At 73.4% G+C, this 17,319-nt stretch carries 22 protein-coding genes; 10 read left to right on the top strand and 12 right to left on the bottom strand.

The annotated features are described in order from the left end of the window. The first annotated feature begins 55 nt into the window (after positions 1-55). Together AB0F68_RS18585 and AB0F68_RS18590 are read left to right on the top strand one after the other, a co-directional pair. The gene (locus AB0F68_RS18585; RefSeq protein WP_357339550.1) at positions 56-721 is read left to right on the top strand and encodes a TrkA family potassium uptake protein; all 666 of its coding nucleotides are present in this window, start codon (positions 56-58) and stop codon (positions 719-721) included. A 2-nt stretch (positions 722-723) separates the two neighbouring features. Then, the gene (locus tag AB0F68_RS18590; protein ID WP_154225344.1) at positions 724-1,413 is read left to right on the top strand and encodes a TrkA family potassium uptake protein; all 690 of its coding nucleotides are present in this window, start codon (positions 724-726) and stop codon (positions 1,411-1,413) included. A 19-nt stretch (positions 1,414-1,432) separates the two neighbouring features. Here the strand turns inward: AB0F68_RS18590 and AB0F68_RS18595 are convergent, their stop codons facing one another. The 4 genes from AB0F68_RS18595 to dut all read right to left on the bottom strand — a co-directional run bounded on the left by AB0F68_RS18595 (position 1,433) and on the right by dut (position 3,865). Further along, the gene (locus AB0F68_RS18595; RefSeq protein WP_357339552.1) at positions 1,433-2,107 is read right to left on the bottom strand and encodes a DUF3159 domain-containing protein; all 675 of its coding nucleotides are present in this window, start codon (positions 2,105-2,107) and stop codon (positions 1,433-1,435) included. After that, positions 2,104-2,484, bottom strand: coding sequence for an OB-fold nucleic acid binding domain-containing protein (locus tag AB0F68_RS18600; protein WP_357339555.1), 381 nt, complete (start codon positions 2,482-2,484; stop codon positions 2,104-2,106). The genes AB0F68_RS18595 and AB0F68_RS18600 overlap by 4 nt, the downstream gene beginning before the upstream one ends. Positions 2,485-2,688: 204 nt before the next feature. Beyond that, positions 2,689-3,342: a DUF3710 domain-containing protein gene (locus AB0F68_RS18605; protein ID WP_357339557.1), complete on the bottom strand. Its 654-nt coding sequence runs from the start codon at positions 3,340-3,342 to the stop codon at positions 2,689-2,691. 25 nt (positions 3,343-3,367) lie between these two features. After that, complete coding sequence (dut, locus tag AB0F68_RS18610) at positions 3,368-3,865, bottom strand: dUTP diphosphatase (RefSeq protein ID WP_357339828.1); 498 nt, start codon at positions 3,863-3,865, stop codon at positions 3,368-3,370. An 86-nt stretch (positions 3,866-3,951) separates the two neighbouring features. Here dut and AB0F68_RS18615 point away from each other — a divergent pair, with 86 nt between their 5' ends. Next, the gene (locus tag AB0F68_RS18615) at positions 3,952-4,443 is read left to right on the top strand and encodes a DUF3093 domain-containing protein (RefSeq protein WP_357339559.1); all 492 of its coding nucleotides are present in this window, start codon (positions 3,952-3,954) and stop codon (positions 4,441-4,443) included. A gap of 27 nt (positions 4,444-4,470) precedes the next feature. On the opposite strand, the gene AB0F68_RS18620 is transcribed toward AB0F68_RS18615, so the two are convergent. Both AB0F68_RS18620 and AB0F68_RS18625 read right to left on the bottom strand, forming a co-directional pair. Continuing rightward, on the bottom strand, positions 4,471-5,259 hold the full coding sequence (locus tag AB0F68_RS18620) for a hypothetical protein (RefSeq protein ID WP_357339830.1): 789 nt from the start codon (positions 5,257-5,259) through the stop codon (positions 4,471-4,473). Positions 5,260-5,472: 213 nt separating this feature from the next. Then, entirely contained in the window at positions 5,473-5,769 is a 297-nt protein-coding gene (locus AB0F68_RS18625; protein ID WP_091269374.1) for a DUF4193 domain-containing protein, read from the bottom strand. A 436-nt stretch (positions 5,770-6,205) separates the two neighbouring features. Between AB0F68_RS18625 and AB0F68_RS18630 the strand changes: the two genes are divergently transcribed. Then, positions 6,206-6,715, top strand: a complete 510-nt coding sequence (locus tag AB0F68_RS18630) for a LytR C-terminal domain-containing protein (RefSeq protein ID WP_357339833.1) — start codon at positions 6,206-6,208, stop codon at positions 6,713-6,715. Positions 6,716-6,817: 102 nt separating this feature from the next. On the opposite strand, the gene AB0F68_RS18635 is transcribed toward AB0F68_RS18630, so the two are convergent. Then, the gene (locus AB0F68_RS18635; protein WP_357339561.1) at positions 6,818-7,639 is read right to left on the bottom strand and encodes an inositol monophosphatase family protein; all 822 of its coding nucleotides are present in this window, start codon (positions 7,637-7,639) and stop codon (positions 6,818-6,820) included. 287 nt (positions 7,640-7,926) lie between these two features. Between AB0F68_RS18635 and AB0F68_RS18640 the strand changes: the two genes are divergently transcribed. After that, positions 7,927-9,537: an RNA polymerase sigma factor gene (locus AB0F68_RS18640; RefSeq protein ID WP_357339564.1), complete on the top strand. Its 1,611-nt coding sequence runs from the start codon at positions 7,927-7,929 to the stop codon at positions 9,535-9,537. Positions 9,538-9,783: 246 nt separating this feature from the next. Further along, positions 9,784-10,017, top strand: a complete 234-nt coding sequence (locus AB0F68_RS18645) for a hypothetical protein (protein ID WP_013284786.1) — start codon at positions 9,784-9,786, stop codon at positions 10,015-10,017. Positions 10,018-10,196: 179 nt separating this feature from the next. Here the strand turns inward: AB0F68_RS18645 and AB0F68_RS18650 are convergent, their stop codons facing one another. From AB0F68_RS18650 to AB0F68_RS18660, 3 genes are all read right to left on the bottom strand, one after another. Next, positions 10,197-11,930, bottom strand: coding sequence for a DEAD/DEAH box helicase (locus tag AB0F68_RS18650; protein WP_357339566.1), 1,734 nt, complete (start codon positions 11,928-11,930; stop codon positions 10,197-10,199). A gap of 179 nt (positions 11,931-12,109) precedes the next feature. After that, the gene (locus AB0F68_RS18655) at positions 12,110-12,751 is read right to left on the bottom strand and encodes a TRIC cation channel family protein (RefSeq protein ID WP_357339568.1); all 642 of its coding nucleotides are present in this window, start codon (positions 12,749-12,751) and stop codon (positions 12,110-12,112) included. A gap of 40 nt (positions 12,752-12,791) precedes the next feature. Continuing rightward, positions 12,792-13,010, bottom strand: coding sequence for a DUF3039 domain-containing protein (locus AB0F68_RS18660; RefSeq protein WP_107074832.1), 219 nt, complete (start codon positions 13,008-13,010; stop codon positions 12,792-12,794). A gap of 88 nt (positions 13,011-13,098) precedes the next feature. Between AB0F68_RS18660 and AB0F68_RS18665 the strand changes: the two genes are divergently transcribed. Next, positions 13,099-14,034, top strand: coding sequence for a pseudouridine-5'-phosphate glycosidase (locus AB0F68_RS18665; protein ID WP_357339571.1), 936 nt, complete (start codon positions 13,099-13,101; stop codon positions 14,032-14,034). Beyond that, on the top strand, positions 14,031-14,927 hold the full coding sequence (locus AB0F68_RS18670; RefSeq protein ID WP_357339573.1) for a PfkB family carbohydrate kinase: 897 nt from the start codon (positions 14,031-14,033) through the stop codon (positions 14,925-14,927). The genes AB0F68_RS18665 and AB0F68_RS18670 overlap by 4 nt, the downstream gene beginning before the upstream one ends. Positions 14,928-14,963: 36 nt before the next feature. Here the strand turns inward: AB0F68_RS18670 and AB0F68_RS18675 are convergent, their stop codons facing one another. Continuing rightward, positions 14,964-15,320, bottom strand: a complete 357-nt coding sequence (locus tag AB0F68_RS18675; RefSeq protein ID WP_357339835.1) for a DUF3099 domain-containing protein — start codon at positions 15,318-15,320, stop codon at positions 14,964-14,966. Positions 15,321-15,427: 107 nt separating this feature from the next. On the opposite strand from AB0F68_RS18675, the gene AB0F68_RS18680 reads away from it, so the two are divergent. Continuing rightward, on the top strand, positions 15,428-15,739 hold the full coding sequence (locus AB0F68_RS18680; protein WP_244167872.1) for a hypothetical protein: 312 nt from the start codon (positions 15,428-15,430) through the stop codon (positions 15,737-15,739). Then, positions 15,729-16,040: a hypothetical protein gene (locus AB0F68_RS18685; RefSeq protein WP_357339576.1), complete on the top strand. Its 312-nt coding sequence runs from the start codon at positions 15,729-15,731 to the stop codon at positions 16,038-16,040. The genes AB0F68_RS18680 and AB0F68_RS18685 overlap by 11 nt, the downstream gene beginning before the upstream one ends. A gap of 3 nt (positions 16,041-16,043) precedes the next feature. On the opposite strand, the gene AB0F68_RS18690 is transcribed toward AB0F68_RS18685, so the two are convergent. Then, complete coding sequence (locus AB0F68_RS18690) at positions 16,044-17,276, bottom strand: low temperature requirement protein A (protein ID WP_357339578.1); 1,233 nt, start codon at positions 17,274-17,276, stop codon at positions 16,044-16,046. Positions 17,277-17,319 lie beyond the last annotated feature (43 nt).

Consider the following 17,319-nt stretch of genomic DNA (forward strand, 5'->3'; position numbering starts at 1 on the left):
TGGCAGGCTCGCAGACGACGAGCCAGCGGGCGGCACCGGAGGAGGAGCGGACACCGTGCATGTCGTGATCATGGGCTGCGGCCGGGTCGGGTCGACCCTGGCCCACAGCCTGGAGTCCCGGGGGCACTCGGTGGCGGTGATCGACCAGGACGCGGACGCGTTCCGCCGTCTCGGGCCGGACTTCGCCGGCATCACGGTCACCGGCGCCGGCTTCGACGGCGAGGTGCTGCGGCAGGCCGGCATCGAGCGCGCCGACGCCTTCGCCGCGGTCTCCAGCGGCGACAACTCCAACATCATCTCGGCCCGGCTGGCCCGGGAGACCTTCGGCGTGTCCCGGGTGGCCGCCCGGATCTACGACCAGCGCCGCGCCCAGGTCTACGAGCGCCTCGGCATTCCCACCGTGGCCACCGTCCGGTGGACCGCCGACCGGATGCTGCGCCACCTGGTCCCCGAGGGCAACGTGGAGATCTTCCGTGACCCGACCAGCACCGTCTCGATCATCGAGGTGCCGGTGCACAAGGACTGGATCGGCCGGTCGCTGCGGCAACTGGAGGAGTCCACCGGCGCCCGGGTGGCCTACCTGATCCGGTTCGGGATCGGCACGCTGCCCACCGCCTCCACCGTGGTGCAGGAGGGCGACCAGGTCTTCATGTTGGTGACCGACGACATCACCGCCGCGGTCACCTCGGTGGCGGCGGCGCCGCCCGAAGGGGGGCAGTGAGCATGCGCATCGCCATCGCCGGCGCGGGCAACGTGGGGCGGTCGATCGCCCAGGAGCTGATCGACAACGGCCACCAGGTGATGCTGATCGAGCGGCAGCCCAAGATGCTCCGCCCCGACCGGGTGCCGGCCGCCGACTGGGTGCTCGCCGACGCCTGCGAGCTGGCCAGCCTGGAGGAGGCCAACGTGGCCGGCTGCGAGGTGGTCGTGGCCGCTACCGGCGACGACAAGGTCAACCTGGTGGTGTCGCTGCTGGCCAAGACCGAGTTCGCGGTGCCCCGCGTGGTGGCCCGGGTCAACCGGGCGGAGAACGAGTGGCTCTTCACCGAGCAGTGGGGCGTCGACGTCGCGGTGAGCAAGCCGCGGGTGATGGCCGCGCTGGTCGAGGAGGCGGTCACGGTTGGCGACCTGGTCCGGCTGATGACGTTCCGGCAGGGCGAGGCGAACCTGGTCGAGATCACCCTGCCGCCCACCGCGCCCTACGTCGGGCAGCCGATCCACGCGGTGCCGATCCCCCGGGACGCCGCCCTGGTGGCGATCCTGCGCGGCAAGCGGGTGCTGGTGCCGAGCCCGGACGACCCGATCGAGGCCGGCGACGAGCTGATCTTCGTGTGCACGGCCGCGGTGGAGGACGAGGTCCGGGCCGTGATCCTCGGCCCGGACAGCGTCGAGCGCAACCGCGAACGCCCCTGACCGACCGCTGCTCGGGGGCTCAGGCCCCCGGCAGCGGCGCCGGCGCGTTCTCCCGGGTCACCCGGCGCACCACCCAGACGGTGATCAGCAGCAGCAGCGCGTAGGGCGGGTAGCCCAGGGCCAGCCGGGCCACGCCCAGCGCGGTGTCCTGGTGGGCCAGGTAGAGCCCGGCCTGCACGCCGACCTTGGCCAGCCACACCACGCCCCAGAGCACGGTGAGCTGGGTGAACGTGCGCACCAGCTTCGGGTCGTCCCGCCACTCGGAGCGACCCTTGGCCACCAGCACCGACCAGATCCAGCCGACCAACGGCTGCCGGATCGCCGCCGAGAGCAGCAGGGCCAGGCCGTAGCCGATGCCGTAGAGGATGCCGGGGAGGTAGAAGTCGCGCTCGTTGCCGGTGCGCCAGGCGATGGCCGCGCCGATGGCGACGCCGAACAGGCCGTTGACCGCGTGCCGCACCGGCCGGCGCTGGGCCAGCCGCAGGCCGGCGATCAGCAGCGCCACCGCCACCGAGGCGATCACCGCGGGACGCAGGTCGCCCACCACGTTGGCGATCACGAAGACCACCACGGGGATGCTCGACTCGACCAGACCCCGCCAGCCGCCGAGCTGGTCGGCCATCTGCTCGGCGATGCTGGGCAGCGGCGCGTCCTCCGGTCCGAGTTCCGGCTCGGTGTGCTGTCCCGTCGTCACTTCGGCGACTCCAGCTCGTAGTACGGGTTGTAGATCACCTTGCGGTCGTCCCGTACGGCCACCCGGCCGCGGGCGGTGAGGTGCCGGCCCGGCTCGATACCGGCGATGTGCCGCCGGCCCAGCCAGACCAGGGTGACCACGTCGCTGCCGTCGTAGAGGTCGGCCTCCAGCGTGGGCAGGTTGGTCCGGGGCGTGTAGACCACCGTGCGCAGCCGCCCGGCCACCGAGACCACCTGGCCCCGCATGCACTGGCGGGCGGGCATCCCGCCGGACTCGGCGCTCTCCCGCTGCAGCTCCTGCGCCTCGATCTCGGCCTCGCTCGCGGTGAGCCGCTGCAGGAGCCGCCGCAGCGACACCCGGCTCTCGTCGGTCGTCATGACCTCCGCGTCACCCTCTCCACGCCCGCCGGCTCGCGCCGGCTCCTGGGTGGCCCCGGGTTGCCGGAACCGTCCCGCCAGCGTACGCCGATCCGACCCGTCGGCGGGACCGGCGTCGGCAGGCGTACCGCCGCCGGGACCGGACAGCGGCGGGCCCGGCACCGCCGACGTCACGCCGACGGGACCGGGCCCGGATCGCGGTGCTCAGGCCTCCCGCTGCTGCGGCGCGCCCTCCTGCTCGGCCTGCTGCTCGGCCATCTCGCGGGGCAGCCGCAGCGGCAGCGGCTCGCGGACCGGCTTGGCCTCCTGGCCGCGGTCGACGACCAGGCCGTCCAGGCAGGCCGCGAGAGGGCCGGCGGCGACCGGGTTGGTGGCGGCCTCGCCCTGGTAGACCCCGCGCACCATCCAGCGCGGCCCGTCAATGCCGACGAAGCGCAGGTCGGTGATGCCGTCCGGGGTGCGGACGCGGGCGCGCAGCTCGGTGCCGTACTCCCCCTCGACCTCCTGGGCGGCCGCGCCGTCGTTGAACAGCGACTGCCGGATCTCCTCGCGCACCTCGTCCCAGATGCCCTCGGAGCGGGGCGCGGCGAAGACGCCGAGCTGCAGGGCGTTCTGGCCGTGCACCAGCACCACCTGCTGGATCACGCCCTGCGGGTCGGCCTGCACCCGCACCTCGACCTCCGGCACCGCCGGGATCTGCAGGCTGCCCAGGTCGAGCCGGGGCGCGTCGGGCGCCTCCGCCGCGTCGTAGGGGCCGCGGGCCGGCGACTGCGGGGTCTCCTCGGCGTCGAGGACCCCGGCGTCCCGCTCGTCACGCGCGTGCCGCGCGCCCTCGGCCCGCTTACGGGAGAAGATCACTGCGCCCACCCTCCGCTGTTCGCACTCACCCTGCCACCTCTTCCGTCCGCCCACCCGCCGGAGCCGGGACCAGCCCGGCGTGCCCGCCGGTGGAGCCGTGCCCGCCGCTCCCGCGCCGGGACGCGGGCAGCTCGACCGCCGGCTGGAACTCGGCCCGGGCGACCCGCTGGACCACGAGCTGCGCGATCCGGTCGCCCCGGCTGATCTTCGCCGGTGTCTCCCGATCATGATTGATCAGGTTGACCAGGATCTCACCCCGGTAGCCGGCGTCGACCGTACCGGGCGCGTTGAGCACCGTCACGCCGAGCCTGGCCGCCAGCCCCGATCGGGGGTGCACCAGCCCGACGTACCCCTCCGGCAGCGCGATCGCCACGCCGGTCGGCACCAGGGCCCGCCCGCCGGGGGGCAGCTCCACGTCCGCGGCGGCCACCAGGTCCGCGCCGGCGTCGCCGGGATGGGCGTACGCCGGCAGTGGCAGCTCCGGATCGAGCTGCCGTACGGGCACGGGTACGACGTCTGTCACAGTCATCCTCTTCCGTCCGGTCCTTGCGGGGGTGACCCTGCCATCCTGCCGGTTCACCGGTCCCCCGCGCGCCGTACCCTCGGACTGTGCGTCAGTCGTCATCCTCGGCCGCCCCCGTCACCGCCGCTCCGGAGTACTCGGAGCGCCTCGGGCTGCCCTGGTGGGCCTGGCCGATCGGCCTGGCCGCCGCCGGGCTGCTCGCCGCCGAGCTGTGGATGGGCGCGACCGGCGTCCGCGCCTGGCTGCCGTTCGTGCTGCTGATCCCGGCGGCGGTGGCCACGCTCTGGTGGCTGGGCCGGATCCGGGTCACGGTCCGCGCCGGCGAGCTGCGGGTCGACGACGCGCACCTACCGGTGCGCCACATCGCGGACGCGGTGCCGTTGGACACGGCCGGCCGGGGCGAGGTGCTGGGCGTCGGCGCCGACCCGCTCGCCTTCGTGGTGCAGCGGCCCTGGGTCGGCGGCGCGGTGCAGGTGGTGCTGGACGATCCCGACGACCCCACCCCGTTCTGGGTGATCAGCTCCCGCCGCCCGGTCGAGCTGGCCGCGGCCCTGATCGCCGCCCGCGACGCCGCCTGACCCGCTCCGACCGGGGGTTGTCCGGGGTCAGGGGTTCTTGCGGGGCAGCGCGCGGGCCTGGAAGTGGAGGTCCTTGCGGAGCTGGTCGCCGAGGGTACGGGTGGCCCGCCGGTTGAGGTAGCCGGCCACGGCGGCGCCGGTCAGGAACGGCCCGAGCGTGGTGAGGTTGCGCCCGAAGCGCCGCAGCAGGCTGTCGCGCAGCTCGCGGCGGGCGGCGGTGCCCAGCACCGCGCTGACCCCGACCCCCGGCATCATCGGGTTGATTCCCCGCTGGGTGGCCCAGGAGTGCATCAGGGCCACCGCCCGCTGGGCGCCACCGGGGGGCAGTGGCACCCGGTGGACCTGGTGCAGCTCGCCGATCAGCTTCAGTTCGACGGCCACCACGGCGACCGTCTCGGCGGCCAGCAGCACCGGCGCGGAGAGCAGGGTCGGCGTGACCGCCCACTCCACCGCGGCCACCCCGCCTCCGGCCGCGCCGACCCCGGCGGTCGTCCGGGCTGCGTTGCGGATGAGCCGCTCCGCGAGCGCCTCGTCGTCCAGACCGGGGAAGTGCTTGCGGAGGGTCGCCAGGTCGCGAATCGGCACGCGCGGGGCGACCTCGGCAACGGTGTCCGTCATCCAGCGGATCGCCGCCTTCGGCTTGTACAGGTCGGCGATGCCGCGGGCGCGGGTCTGGGCCACCAGCCGGGTGAGCAGTTGCCGGCGGCGGGCGGGGCCGATGTCGTCCTCGGTCAGCGCCGCGACGGTCGCGCCGAGCTGCTCGGCGTCGGCGTCGGGTTCCTCCGGCCGGCCGGCATCGGCGCCCCCGCCGGGCAGGATCACGTTCTTCTCGGTCGGTCGGTCCGCGCCGGTTCCCTCGACGCCCGGCCCCCCGGCCCGTTCGCTGCGCTCGCTCACCCGTCCGCCCTCCTGCCCCGCGCGGCGTGACAGCCGCCCGTACGAGTCAAGCAGCTTCCCGCCACCAGCGCATGGCGGCTCGATAAGCGGCGGCCCCGTCGAGGAGGCCGCCGCCGGTGTCTCGGTTCGGGGTCAGACGCACTCGCGGCAGATCAGCTCGCCGTTGCGCTCGACCGCCAGCTGGCTGCGGTGGTGGACCAGGAAGCAGCGGGCACACCTGAACTCGTCCTGCTGCATCGGTAGCACCTTGACCGTGAGCTCCTCGTCGGCCAGGTCGGCGCCGGGCAGCTCGAAGCTCTCGGCCACCTCGGCCTCGTCGACGTCCACGGCGCCCGACTGTGTGTCGACGCGCCGGGCCTTGAGCTCTTCCAGGCTGTCCTCGCCGAGGTCGACCTCGTCGCGACGCGGGGCGTCGTAGTCGGTGGCCATCGGTTTCACTCTCCCATATCGATATGGTCGCTTCCGGTTGTAACGCCGGACGACGCTGTTTCGGTTCCGCTGGCCGGCCACCAAATGTGTCGGTCACCCGACCCGACCGTCGTGGGCCGGGACCGCCAGGAAGGAACTCCCCAGCGAGCGCGGAACCTTACCCCCCCTTTGGGCGAGGCATGTATACCGCCCTCGCGGCAGAGATGTACGCCCCTGCGCCCGAAGTTGTTCCCAATGTGACTCAGGCGACACGAAGATAGGGGTAGTAGTACCCGTTCCTCTGGTGGCGCGCCGGTATGTCGGACTGTTTCCACGCGACAGCCGGACAAGCGTTAACCTCAGCGGCGTACTCGACCGCCGGCGGGGCGGACCGACCGCCGGCGGCCGCCGCCACCCAATCACCGTCCGGGGAGCGCCCAGAATGAGTTTTGCGCGAGTGCGGGCACTCGTTGTCGTCGGACTGCTGGCGGTCACCGCCCTGGTCTTCGTCGTGGTCGCGGTGGTGCGCGACACCCAGAGCTCGGCGGGCATCGCCGAGGACTGCCCCGAGGGCTGGCCGGTGGCCGACGTGCGCCTGCGCGAGCAGAAGGACGTCAAGATCAACGTCTACAACGGCACCGACGAGGTGGGGCTGGCCGGCGGCGTCGCGGACGACTTCCGCAACCGCAACTTCCAGGTCAAGAAGGAGGGCAACGCCCCCAAGACCGACCAGGTGGCGGTGCTGCGCTACGGCCCCAAGGGCGTCGGCTCCGCACACCTGCTGCGGGCCTACTTCCTCAACAACGCCAAGCTGGAACCCGACCTGAAGCGCAAGGACGACACGGTCGACGTGATCCTCGGCAACGGTTTCCAGCAGTTGGCCACCACCACCGAGGTCAACCAGTCCCTCGGCGACCTCGGCTCGCCGGAGGCGCCGGCCGGCACCTGCGCGGGGCCGGTCAAGTAACGGCCGATCGGCCGACCCGTTCTCGTGAAAAGAGTGGCCCTCCCCCGGCGGGGCGGCCACTCTTTCCGTATCCACCCGGCTCGTATCCGCCCGGCGGACCGGTCACGGGCCGCCGGAGGCGTCCAGGGCGGTGAGCCGGGTGTCCAGCGGCTCGTGGAGCGCGGGCGGCGCGGCGAGCACCAGGTCCGGGCCGGGCGGCCGGCCCGACAGCCCGGTCACCAGCAGCCCGGCCTCCCGGGCGACCAGCCCGCCCGCGGCGAGGTCCCAGGCGGCCAGCCCCTTCTCGTAGTAGGCGTCCACCCGGCCCTCGGCGGCCAGGCAGAGGTCGAGCGCGGCGGCGCCCATCCGGCGGATGTCCCGCACCTGCGGGATCAGCTCGGCCACCACCCGGGCCTGGTGCGCCCGGCGCCCGGCGTCGTAGCCGAACCCGGTGGCGACCAGCGCCTGCCCCAGGTCGGTCTCGGCGGAGCAGCGCAGCCGCTGCCCGTCCCGCCAGGCGCCGCCGCCCGCGGTGGCGGTCCACTCCTCGCCGGTGGCCACGTTGCGCACCACCCCGGCGACCACCTCGCCGGCCACCTCGGCGGCCAGGGAGACCGCGCAGTACGGCAGCCCGTAGAGATAGTTGACGGTGCCGTCGATCGGGTCGACGATCCAGCGCACCCCGCCCTCGGCGGCCGGGCCGGTCTCCCCCGCGCCGTACTCCTCGCCCAGCACCGCGTCGCCGGGGCGCAGCGTCCGCAGCGCCGCCACCACCTGCCGTTCCACCGCCCGGTCGGCGGCGGTGACCACGTCGGTGACCGTGCTCTTGGTCGCGGCCACCGAGACCCCCTCGGCCCGCATCCGGTGCGCGGTGGCCGCGGCGTCCCGGGCCACCTCGACGGCGATCGTGAGCAGTTCCTGCGGCGTGGGCGCCGAGGCGATCATGTTCGTCCCCTTCCGGCACGATCCGGACCGGCCGGTTCGCGCGCGGGTATCATCCTTACAAAGTCCACAACTGCGCCTAATCGGTGGTCCGTACGGCCGGTCCACCGTGCGGCGCAGGATGATCGCCGCAGACGGCGTTACAATTCACCCTGCCCCACGCGCCACGGACCGCCAGCGACCGGTCGGACCGGGACACGGGGGTCCCTCAACGACATCGCCCGGCACGGCGTTCCGTGCTGCGCCGGACGACCCGGCCGTGCTCGCTCTTCGCCTCCGGAAGGTCATTCGTGACAGAACCCCGCCAGACCGGCGCCGACGTTCGCTCGCTCACCGACACCCTGATCGCCCACGCGCAGAGCGCCGGCGGCCAGCTCACGTCGGCCCAGCTCGCGCGCACCGTCGAGTCCGCTGAGGTGACCCCGGCCCAGGCCAAGAAGATCCTCCGTGCGCTCTCCGAGGCGGGCGTGACGGTGGTCGTGGACGGCTCCGCGAGCACCCGCCGCCGGGTCGCCGCCGCCCGGTCCGCCACTCCGGCCTCCCGGGCCACCACGGCCAAGACCACCAAGAAGGCCGCCGCGCCCGCCCCGAAGCAGGCGCCGGCCGCCGAGGAGGCCCCGGCCCCCGCCCCGCGGAAGGCGACGGCGCGCAAGGCCGCCGGCACCACCGCCGAGGTGGCCGCCAAGGCCGCCGCCCCGGCGAAGGCCACCAAGACGACCCGGGCCACCAAGGCCACCGTGGCCGCCAAGAACGCCGCCGCGAAGCCGGCCAAGGACGCCCCGAAGGGCGAGGGCGCCGAGGGCGAGATCGATCCGGAGGAACTGGCCGCCGAGATCGAGGACGTGGTGGTCGAGGAGCCGGCCGAGCTGACCCAGGCCGCCGAGGCCGACGCGGCCAGCTCCGCCACGGACAACGACTTCGAGTGGGACGACGAAGAGTCCGAGGCGCTCAAGCAGGCGCGCCGGGACGCCGAGTTGACCGCCTCCGCCGACTCCGTCCGGGCCTACCTGAAGCAGATCGGCAAGGTGCCGCTGCTCAACGCCGAGCAGGAGGTCGAGCTCGCCAAGCGGATCGAGGCCGGCCTCTACGCCGCCGAGCGGCTGCGCGCCGCCGACGAGGGCGAGGAGAAGCTCACCCGCGACATGCAGCGCGACCTGATGTGGATCTCCCGGGACGGCGAGCGGGCCAAGAACCACCTGCTGGAGGCGAACCTCCGGCTGGTCGTCTCGCTGGCCAAGCGCTACACCGGTCGTGGCATGGCCTTCCTCGACCTCATCCAGGAGGGCAACCTCGGCCTGATCCGCGCGGTCGAGAAGTTCGACTACACCAAGGGCTACAAGTTCTCCACCTACGCCACCTGGTGGATCCGCCAGGCCATCACCCGCGCCATGGCCGACCAGGCCCGCACCATCCGCATCCCGGTGCACATGGTCGAGGTGATCAACAAGCTCGGTCGGATCCAGCGCGAGCTGCTCCAGGACCTGGGCCGCGAGCCCACCCCGGAGGAGCTGGCGAAGGAGATGGACATCACACCGGAGAAGGTGCTGGAGATCCAGCAGTACGCCCGGGAGCCCATCTCGCTCGACCAGACCATCGGTGACGAGGGTGACAGCCAGCTCGGTGACTTCATCGAGGACTCCGAGGCGGTCGTCGCGGTCGACGCGGTGTCGTTCTCGCTGCTCCAGGACCAGCTCCAGCAGGTCCTCCAGACGCTGTCCGAGCGCGAGGCGGGCGTGGTACGCCTGCGCTTCGGCCTCACCGACGGCCAGCCGCGGACCCTGGACGAGATCGGCCAGGTCTACGGCGTGACCCGGGAGCGCATCCGGCAGATCGAATCCAAGACCATGTCCAAGTTGCGGCACCCCTCGCGTTCCCAGGTGCTCCGCGACTACCTGGACTGACCGTCACGCGTCAACCACGCCGTGTCGGTTTGATCACCAGCCGTAGAACACTCTCCGGTGACCTGACGGTTGCCGGTTTGTGATCGTTGACGTGGCACCCTTGGTGCACGGCACACTGTCTTCCACGCCAGGTGTGACCTCCGTCCCCGACGGGCACACAGGGAAGGCAGGGCCCGAGAAGGGTGTTGCACGATAGGTGAGCAACCGAAGAGAGTGTTCATCGGTGACGACCAGAGGAGGAAGGCGATGACCCCGACCCTCACGCCGCCGCCCGAGACGGTGAGCCCCCCGGCCGCCGATGAACGGTGCGACCGCTGCAATGCTGCCGGCAAGCTCCGGATCACTCTGGCGGGTGGGAGCGAGCTGGTGTTCTGTGGGCACCACGCGAACAAGTACGCGGAGGATCTCGTGAAGATCACCGTGCGCTACGCGTCGGACCCGGAGTTCAGCTGGCGTGGCGCCGATCTGATGGCGAACTGAGTACGAGGAATCCGCAACTAGACATAAGCCGGCCGGAGGTCCCCAGGGACCTCCGGCCGGCTTTTGCGCACCCCCACCCACCCCACCCCAAACCCCGTCGATCATGAGGTTGGCGGCAGTTTTGGAGATCCACTTCGCCGCCAACCTCATCATCACCCGGGGCCGGGTGAGGGGGCGGGTCAGAGGGTCTGGACGGTGGCGATGCGCTCTTCCAGCTGCTCGATGGTGGCCTGGGCGCTGGGCGGGCCGCCGCAGAGCCGGCGCAGCTCGGCGTGGATTTTGCCGTGCGGCTGGCCGGTGCGGTGGTGGCGGGCGGCCACCAGGGCGTTCAGTTGCCGCCGGAGGGCCACCCGGCGCTGGGCCGCACTCATCGGGGGCGGGGCCGCCGCCGGGGCCGCAGCGGCCGGCTCAGCGGTCCGCTGGGCGGCCCGGCGTCGCTGCGCGGCGAGCTGCTCGGCCTGCCGCTTGGTCAGCAGCATCGAGACCTGGTCGGCGGTGAGCAGCCCGGGCAGGCCGAGGTATTCCTCCTCCTCGGGCGTGCCCGCCTGGGCGGCGGTGCCGAACGAGGCGCCGTCGAAGATCACCTGGTCCAGCTCGGCGGTGGCGGAGAGCGCGGCGAACCGCTTCTCCAGCTCGCCGCTGGCCTGGTCGTCCCGCTGGGCACGCTCCAGCAGGTCGTCGTCGAGGCCGTCGGAGTCCTTCGGCTTGCCCAGCACGTGGTCCCGCTCGGCCTCCATCTCGCTGGCCAGCCCGAGCAGGTGCGGCACGCTGGGCAGGAAGACCGAGGCGGTCTCCCCGGGCCGGCGGGCCCGGACGAACCGGCCGATCGCCTGCGCGAAATAGAGCGGGGTGCTGGCGCTCGTCGCGTAGACCCCGACGGCCAGCCGGGGGATGTCCACGCCCTCGGACACCATCCGGACCGCGACCAGCCAGCGCTGCTCGGAGGCCGCGAACGTCGCGATCCGCGCGGACGCGCCCTGGTCGTCGGAGAGCACCACGACGGCCTTCTCACCGGTCACCTGCTCCAGCAGCTTGGCGTAGGAGCGGGCCACCTGCTGGTCGCTGGCGATCACCAGACCACCGGCGTCGGGCATGCCGTTGTTGCGCAGCACGGTCAGCCGGGCGTCGGCGGCGCGCAGCACCTGCGGCATCCAGTCGCCGGCCGGGTCCAGCGCGGTCCGCCAGGCCTGCGCGATGAGGTCCTGGGTCATCGGCTCGCCCAGCCGGGCGGCCAGTTCCTCGCCGGCGTTGGTGCGCCACCGGGTCTCCCCCGAGTACGCCAGGAAGAGCACCGGCCGGACCACGCCCTCGCGCAGCGCGTCGGAGTAGCCGTAGACCGAGTCGGCGCGGGAGCGGAGCAGCCCGTCCCCGCCCCGCTCGTAGCTGACGAACGGGATCGGGTTGTCGTCGGAGCGGAACGGCGTGCCGGTGAGCATCAGCCGGCGCACCGCGGGCTCGAAGGCCGCCTTGACGCCGTCGCCCCAGGTCCGGGAGTCGCCGGCGTGGTGGATCTCGTCGAGGATGACGAGGGTGCGCCGGGTCATGGTGCGCCGCCGGTGCACCTGGGGCGCCATGCCGACCTGGGCGTAGGTGACGACCGCGCCGTGGAAGTCGGCCGCGGAGTGCAGGTCGGCGTTGCGGAAGGCGGCGTCGAGCTGGATGCCGACCCGGGCGGCGGACTCGGCCCACTGGGTCTTCAGGTGCTCGGTCGGGGCGACCACGGTGACCGCCTCGACGGTGCCGTCGTTCAGGAGCTCGGCGGCGATCCGCAGGGCGAAGGTGGTCTTGCCGGCGCCGGGCGTGGCGACCGCCGTGAAGTCCTCGGTCCGGCGGCGCAGGTACTCCACCATCGCCTTGCGTTGCCAGGCACGCAGGGGTGGGAACGTGTCGAGCCCCGGCAACCGCGGTGCCACGCGTAGCTCCTCTCCGACCGCACGACGGCGGACCCCGGCCGAGGGCCACGGGTTACGCCGCCCATGAAAACGCCCTCGCGCATCCGGTGCCGCGAAGGCCGACTCAGCATAACCAGCGGGGCCGTTCCGCCCCACTCGACGCCACGCTGGTCACATCCGCCCACCCCGCCGTGCGGGGCTCAGACCTGCGGCCCCCGGACGCCGGTGCGGGGCGTCGGCACCGGGGCGGACCAGCGCCGCCGCAGTGCCACCAGGCGCAGCCCGAAGACGAAGACGGCCGCGGCGGTCAGCGGCATCGCGGTCGCCGCCCCGTACGCCGACAGCAGCGCCACCGCGATCGACCCGGCGAGCGCGGCCACGGCGTAGATCTCCCGGCGCAGCACCACCGGGATCTCGCCGGTCAGCAGGTCGCGGCCCAGCCCGCCGCCGATCGCGGTGAGCATGCCGATCATGCAGGCGCCGACGGCCGGCACGTGGGCGTCGAGGGCCTTGAGCGTGCCGGTGACGGTGAACAGGGCGAGACCGGCCGCGTCGAGCACCAGCACGGTGGTGCGCAGCCGGGCGAACTGGGGATGCAGCCAGAAGATGGCGGCGGCGGTGACCGCCGCGGTGACCGCGTACCGCCAGTCGGCGAAGGCCAGCGGCGGCACCTCGTCGATGACCAGGTCGCGGAAGATCCCGCCGCCGAGGGCGGCGACGACGCCGACGAAGACCACCCCGAAGAGGTCGAGCCGTTTTGCCACCGCCGCGGAGGCGCCGGAGGCAGCGAAGACCGCCACGCCGGTGAGGTCGGCGAAGAGCAGGGCGGTGGAGGTGGTCACCGCCGCAGGTTACGTGGGCGGCCGGGGCGGCCGCCCGGCATCACGCGGCGTACGAGTCGTAGATCTCCTTGCACTTCGGGCAGACCGGGGAACCGGGCTTGGCCGCCTTGGTCACCGGAAAGGTCTCGCCACAGAGCGCCACCACGAAGGTGCCCATCACGGCACTCTCCGCGATCTTCTCCTTGCGGACGTAGTGGAACATCTCCGGGCCGGTGTCGGCGTCCTTCAGCTCGGGACGCTCGAGAACCTCTGTACTCACGACTACACCTCCAACGGTCCAGTTTTGCAGGTCGATCCGGCCCGGTCCACCTGGGCCCGCGCCGAGAGCGGCCCGTACCGTAGCCGAAGTGACCAACTTTCACATCAGTCTCGGCACCGAGGTGGCCGACGCCCTGCGCGACGGCCGTCCGGTCGTCGCCCTGGAGAGCACCATCGTCTCGCACGGCCTGCCCCGGCCGGACAATCTTCGCGTCGCGCGACAGATCGAGCAGGCGGTCCGGGACGCGGGGGCCGTCCCGGCCACCATCGGCATGGTCGCCGGTGAACTGATCGTGGGGCTGGACGACGCCCAGCTCACCCGGCTCGCCACGGTCGACGGGGTGAGCAAGCTCTCGGTACGCGATCTCGCCGTCGCGGCGGCCACCGGCGCGGACGGCGCCACCACGGTGGCGGCGACCAGCGCGGTGGCCGCGGCGGCCGGCATCGGCGTCTTCGCCACCGGCGGCCTCGGCGGGGTGCACCGGGAGGCCGCGCAGACCTTCGACGAGTCCGCCGACCTGGTCACCCTGGCCCGGACCCCGATCGCGGTGGTCTGCGCCGGGGTCAAGTCGATCCTCGACGTGGGCGCCACCCTGGAGCGGCTGGAGACCCTCGGGGTCAGCGTGGTCGGCTACCGCACCCGCCGCTTCCCGGGCTTCTACCTCACCGACGCCGGCTTCGACCTGGACTGGTCGGTGGAGTCGCCGGAACAGGCCGCCGACGTGCTGGTCGCCCGCCGGGAGCAGGGCGTGCACCACGGCGGGCTGATCGTGGCGAACCCGCTGCCGGTGGACGAGCAGCTGGACCCGGCGCTGCACGACCGCACCCTCGCCACGGGCCTGGCCATGCTGGCCCGCGACGGGGTGACCGGCAAGGCGGTGACCCCGTTCCTGCTGGCCCACTTCCACTCCGCCACCGAGGGCGCCAGCCTGGCGGTGAACGTCCGGATCATCCTGCGCAACGCCGACCTGGCGGCGCGGATAGCGGTCGCCGTGGCGGCCCGCCGCACCGCCCCCTCGGCATGATCCCCGTGCCCCGCATCGTCGTCGTCGGCGACGTGATCACCGACGTGCTCGCGGTGCTCTCCGGCCCCCTCGCCACCGGCTCGGACACCGCGGCCGGGATCCGGTTCAGCGGCGGCGGCCAGGCGGCCAACACGGCGGCCTGGCTCGCCGGCCAGGGGGCGGACGTCACCCTGGTCGCCGCGGTCGGCGACGACGAGACGGGCCGCGAGCGGGTCGCCGAGCTGGAGCGGGTCGGGGTGACCTGCGCGGTGGAGCGGCACGAGGGCTACCCCACCGGCACGGTCATCGTGCTCGCCCACGACGGGGAGCGGACCATGGTGAGCCAGCGGGGGGCGAACCTGCGGCTGACCGCCGGGCACGTCGACCGGACCGTCGCGGCGGCGCCCGACGCCGGGCACCTGCACCTGTCCGCGTACACCCTGCTGGACGTCGGGTCGCGCGGCGCGGGCCTGCGCGCGCTGGCCGCCGCCCGCGAGCGCGGGCTGACCACCAGCGTCGACGCGGCGTCCGCGGCCCCGCTGCGGCGGGTCGGCGCGGCCTTCCTGACCTGGGTACGCGACGTCGACCTGCTGCTGGTCAACACCGACGAGGCGACGGTGCTGGCCGGTGGGCTGGACCCGGCGGCGCAGGCCCGGGCGCTGACCTCGGTGGCCCGGCGGGTGGTGGTGAAGCGGGGCGCCGCCGGCGCGGTCTGGGTGGACCGGGCCGGGCTGGTCGAGACGGCCCCGGCGCGCGGGGTGGCCGTGGTGGACGTGACCGGCGCGGGAGACGCCTTCGCCGCCGGCCTGCTCACCGCCTGGCTGGCCGGCGCCGACCCGCGCACGGCCCTGGCCCGAGCCGGCGACCTGGGCGCCCTCGCGGTAACCACGGTAGGCGCCCGCCCCACCCCCTGACGCCTGACCGGTCCGGGCGGTTGGCGCCCGGGCCGGTCAGGGTTCGGCGTCGATGACCTTGTGGGGGCGCTCCTCGGCGGAGAGCGCCATGGGCGGGGTCTCGTCGCGGTGGCGGGGCTGGAACTTCCCGGCCAGCCGGTGCTGCTCCTTGGGCGGACGGTCGTTGGCCAGCAGCACGGCCAGCCACGGGATGAGCACCATCCCGAGACCGCAGAGCGGCAGCCAGAGCCAGAGCAGCGGTGCGTTGACACCCACCAGGACCGCACCGAGCACCAGGCACGCGACCCGGATTCCCATCATCAGCACGTAGCGCTTCTGGCGGCTGGTGAGCTGGTCGTCCTGGCTGCGCGAGGCGTCGGTGATCAGGATCGGCTGGTACGCCTGACGCTTCACCACGGACCTCCTCGAGGGGATTACGACCCATCCTGTCACCCGGGACGGTTGATCGGCGAAAATCGTGACAAGGACGGCGCGTGTTACGTCCGTGGTACGCTCGGCCCGTGGGCAACCGGTTCAGCTTCTCCGATGAGGCGTTGGCCAACCTGCGGGTCTACGACGTCACGCCCGGGGAAGTCTGGGAGGCCCTGCACAGCACGCGACGGGTCATCCGTCACCTCGGGGACGACGTCATGGTGGTCTACGCGACCGACCACCGGGGGCGACGCCTCGCGGTGCTGCTGGCCGAGGCCGACGGCACCGACAACGACTGGGACATCCTCTCCGCCCGCGAACTGAGCGACGTCGAGGCCAAGCGCTACGACGACGCGGTGCGGAGGTCACGCCGACGAGGAGGCGGTCACGATGCACCGTAACGAGGCGACCAAGCGGTTCCACGACAGCGGCGACGCGCTCGCCGACCTGATCGACGAGAGCCAGCCCGCGGAACTGCCCATCCCCGACACCGACGTGCCGATGGTCAGCCGCTCGGTGCGCCTGCCGCTGGACACGTACGAACGGGTCCGGGCGGCCGCCGAGACGCGCGGCATCGGGGTGACCACGCTCATGCGGCAGTGGATCGAGGCCGGCCTGGCCGACCTCGACGACTCCGCCACGGTCTCCCTGGCCGACGTGCGCCGGGCGCTGGCCGCGCTGTCCCGCCCCACCGCCGCCTGACCGTCAGGCCTCCGGGCCGCTGCTGTCCGGCCCCCGCCGCCCGATCGGGGAGGCCGACATCTCCGGCGGGCGGCCCCGGCTGCGCATCGCGTCCGCCAGCGCCACCCCGGCCAGCACGGCGGCCACCAGGGACAGGGCCAGCACGGCGGGAGCGTGCGCCAGCAGCGGGACGAGCAGCACCAGCACGCCCGCGCCGAGCACCCGGGGAACCGAGATCCGGCCGAAGATCTCGTACTCGAAGCGGGCCCGGCCGGCGAGGAAGAGCAGCGGTCCACCCACCACGAAGAGCAGCAGGGCCGCCTCGGACCGGTGGAACGGCTCGGCGATGGCCACCTCGTAGCCGACCGCCGCGGTGAGCACGCCGAGCACGAGGACCAGGTGGGTGACAGTGGCCGACGTGCCCAGCCGGCCCGGCATGCGTGCCAGCCGCAGCGCCTCGGCGAGCAGGTGCCCGGCCCGGTGGAAGTAGATCCGCCAGAGCAGCGCGGTGGTGACGAAGGCGACCACGAAGGCGGCGGCGCCCTCGCCGGAGAACTCCTCGCCGCTGTAGGTCACCCCGATGACCAGGATCGACTCGCCGAGCGCGATGAGGAAGATCTGCTGGTAACGCTCGGCGAGATGCTCGCCGGCGATCCGCCAGCCGAGGACCGGCGCGGACCCGACCCGCGGCACCGGCCAACCGGTGAAGAGGGCTCCGTAGTCCACGGCCAGCGCGAGGGCCCAGAGCGGGAGGCGCAGGTCGTCCGGGCCCAGCGCGCCGCCCAGCCAGAGCGGCGCGGTCGCCGCGGCCCAGACGGCCAGCCGGAGCGGGACCAGCCGCCGCGGATGGCCGTGCAGCGCGGCCGCGACGACCAGGGGCCGGCCGAGCATCACCGCCACGTACGCGAGGGCGAACGGCAGCGCCCGCTCCTCCAAGGCGCGCGGCAGCGCCACCCCCATCACGAGGCTGGCGAACATCGTGCCGACCACGACGGCCTGGATGACCGTCCGCTCCGGCTCGTACCGGCTGGTCACCCAGACGGTGATCGTCCAGATCAGCCACAGCGCCAGGAAGAGCAGCACGGTACGGCCGACCGCGGCGGCCAGCGTCCACCCGGCGGCGGGCAGGCTGCCGATCAGCCGCTGGGAGACCCGGGTCAGCGCGAAGACGAAGACCAGGTCGAAGAAGAGCTCCAGGAAGGTGGCACGCCCGGAACTGTCCGGCGGGCGCAGCAGTTCCGCACCCCGTTCGTACACCACCTCACCCCCGTCCGCCGTCCTGGCTCCCAACGACGGGGCT

Origin of the sequence: Micromonospora sp. NPDC023966 (assembly GCF_040639095.1) — a bacterium.
Taxonomy (GTDB): Bacteria; Actinomycetota; Actinomycetes; order Mycobacteriales; family Micromonosporaceae; genus Micromonospora.

Coding starts and splice junctions, on each gene's coding strand:
- AB0F68_RS18645 (WP_013284786.1), top strand. CDS start 9,784: ATGACCCCGACCCTCACGCCGCCGCCCGAGACGGTGAGCCCCCCGGCC.
- AB0F68_RS18600 (WP_357339555.1), bottom strand. CDS start 2,484: ATGACGACCGACGAGAGCCGGGTGTCGCTGCGGCGGCTCCTGCAGCGG.
- AB0F68_RS18590 (WP_154225344.1), top strand. CDS start 724: ATGCGCATCGCCATCGCCGGCGCGGGCAACGTGGGGCGGTCGATCGCC.
- AB0F68_RS18670 (WP_357339573.1), top strand. CDS start 14,031: ATGATCCCCGTGCCCCGCATCGTCGTCGTCGGCGACGTGATCACCGAC.
- AB0F68_RS18625 (WP_091269374.1), bottom strand. CDS start 5,769: ATGGCCACCGACTACGACGCCCCGCGTCGCGACGAGGTCGACCTCGGC.
- AB0F68_RS18685 (WP_357339576.1), top strand. CDS start 15,729: ATGCACCGTAACGAGGCGACCAAGCGGTTCCACGACAGCGGCGACGCG.
- AB0F68_RS18635 (WP_357339561.1), bottom strand. CDS start 7,639: ATGATCGCCTCGGCGCCCACGCCGCAGGAACTGCTCACGATCGCCGTC.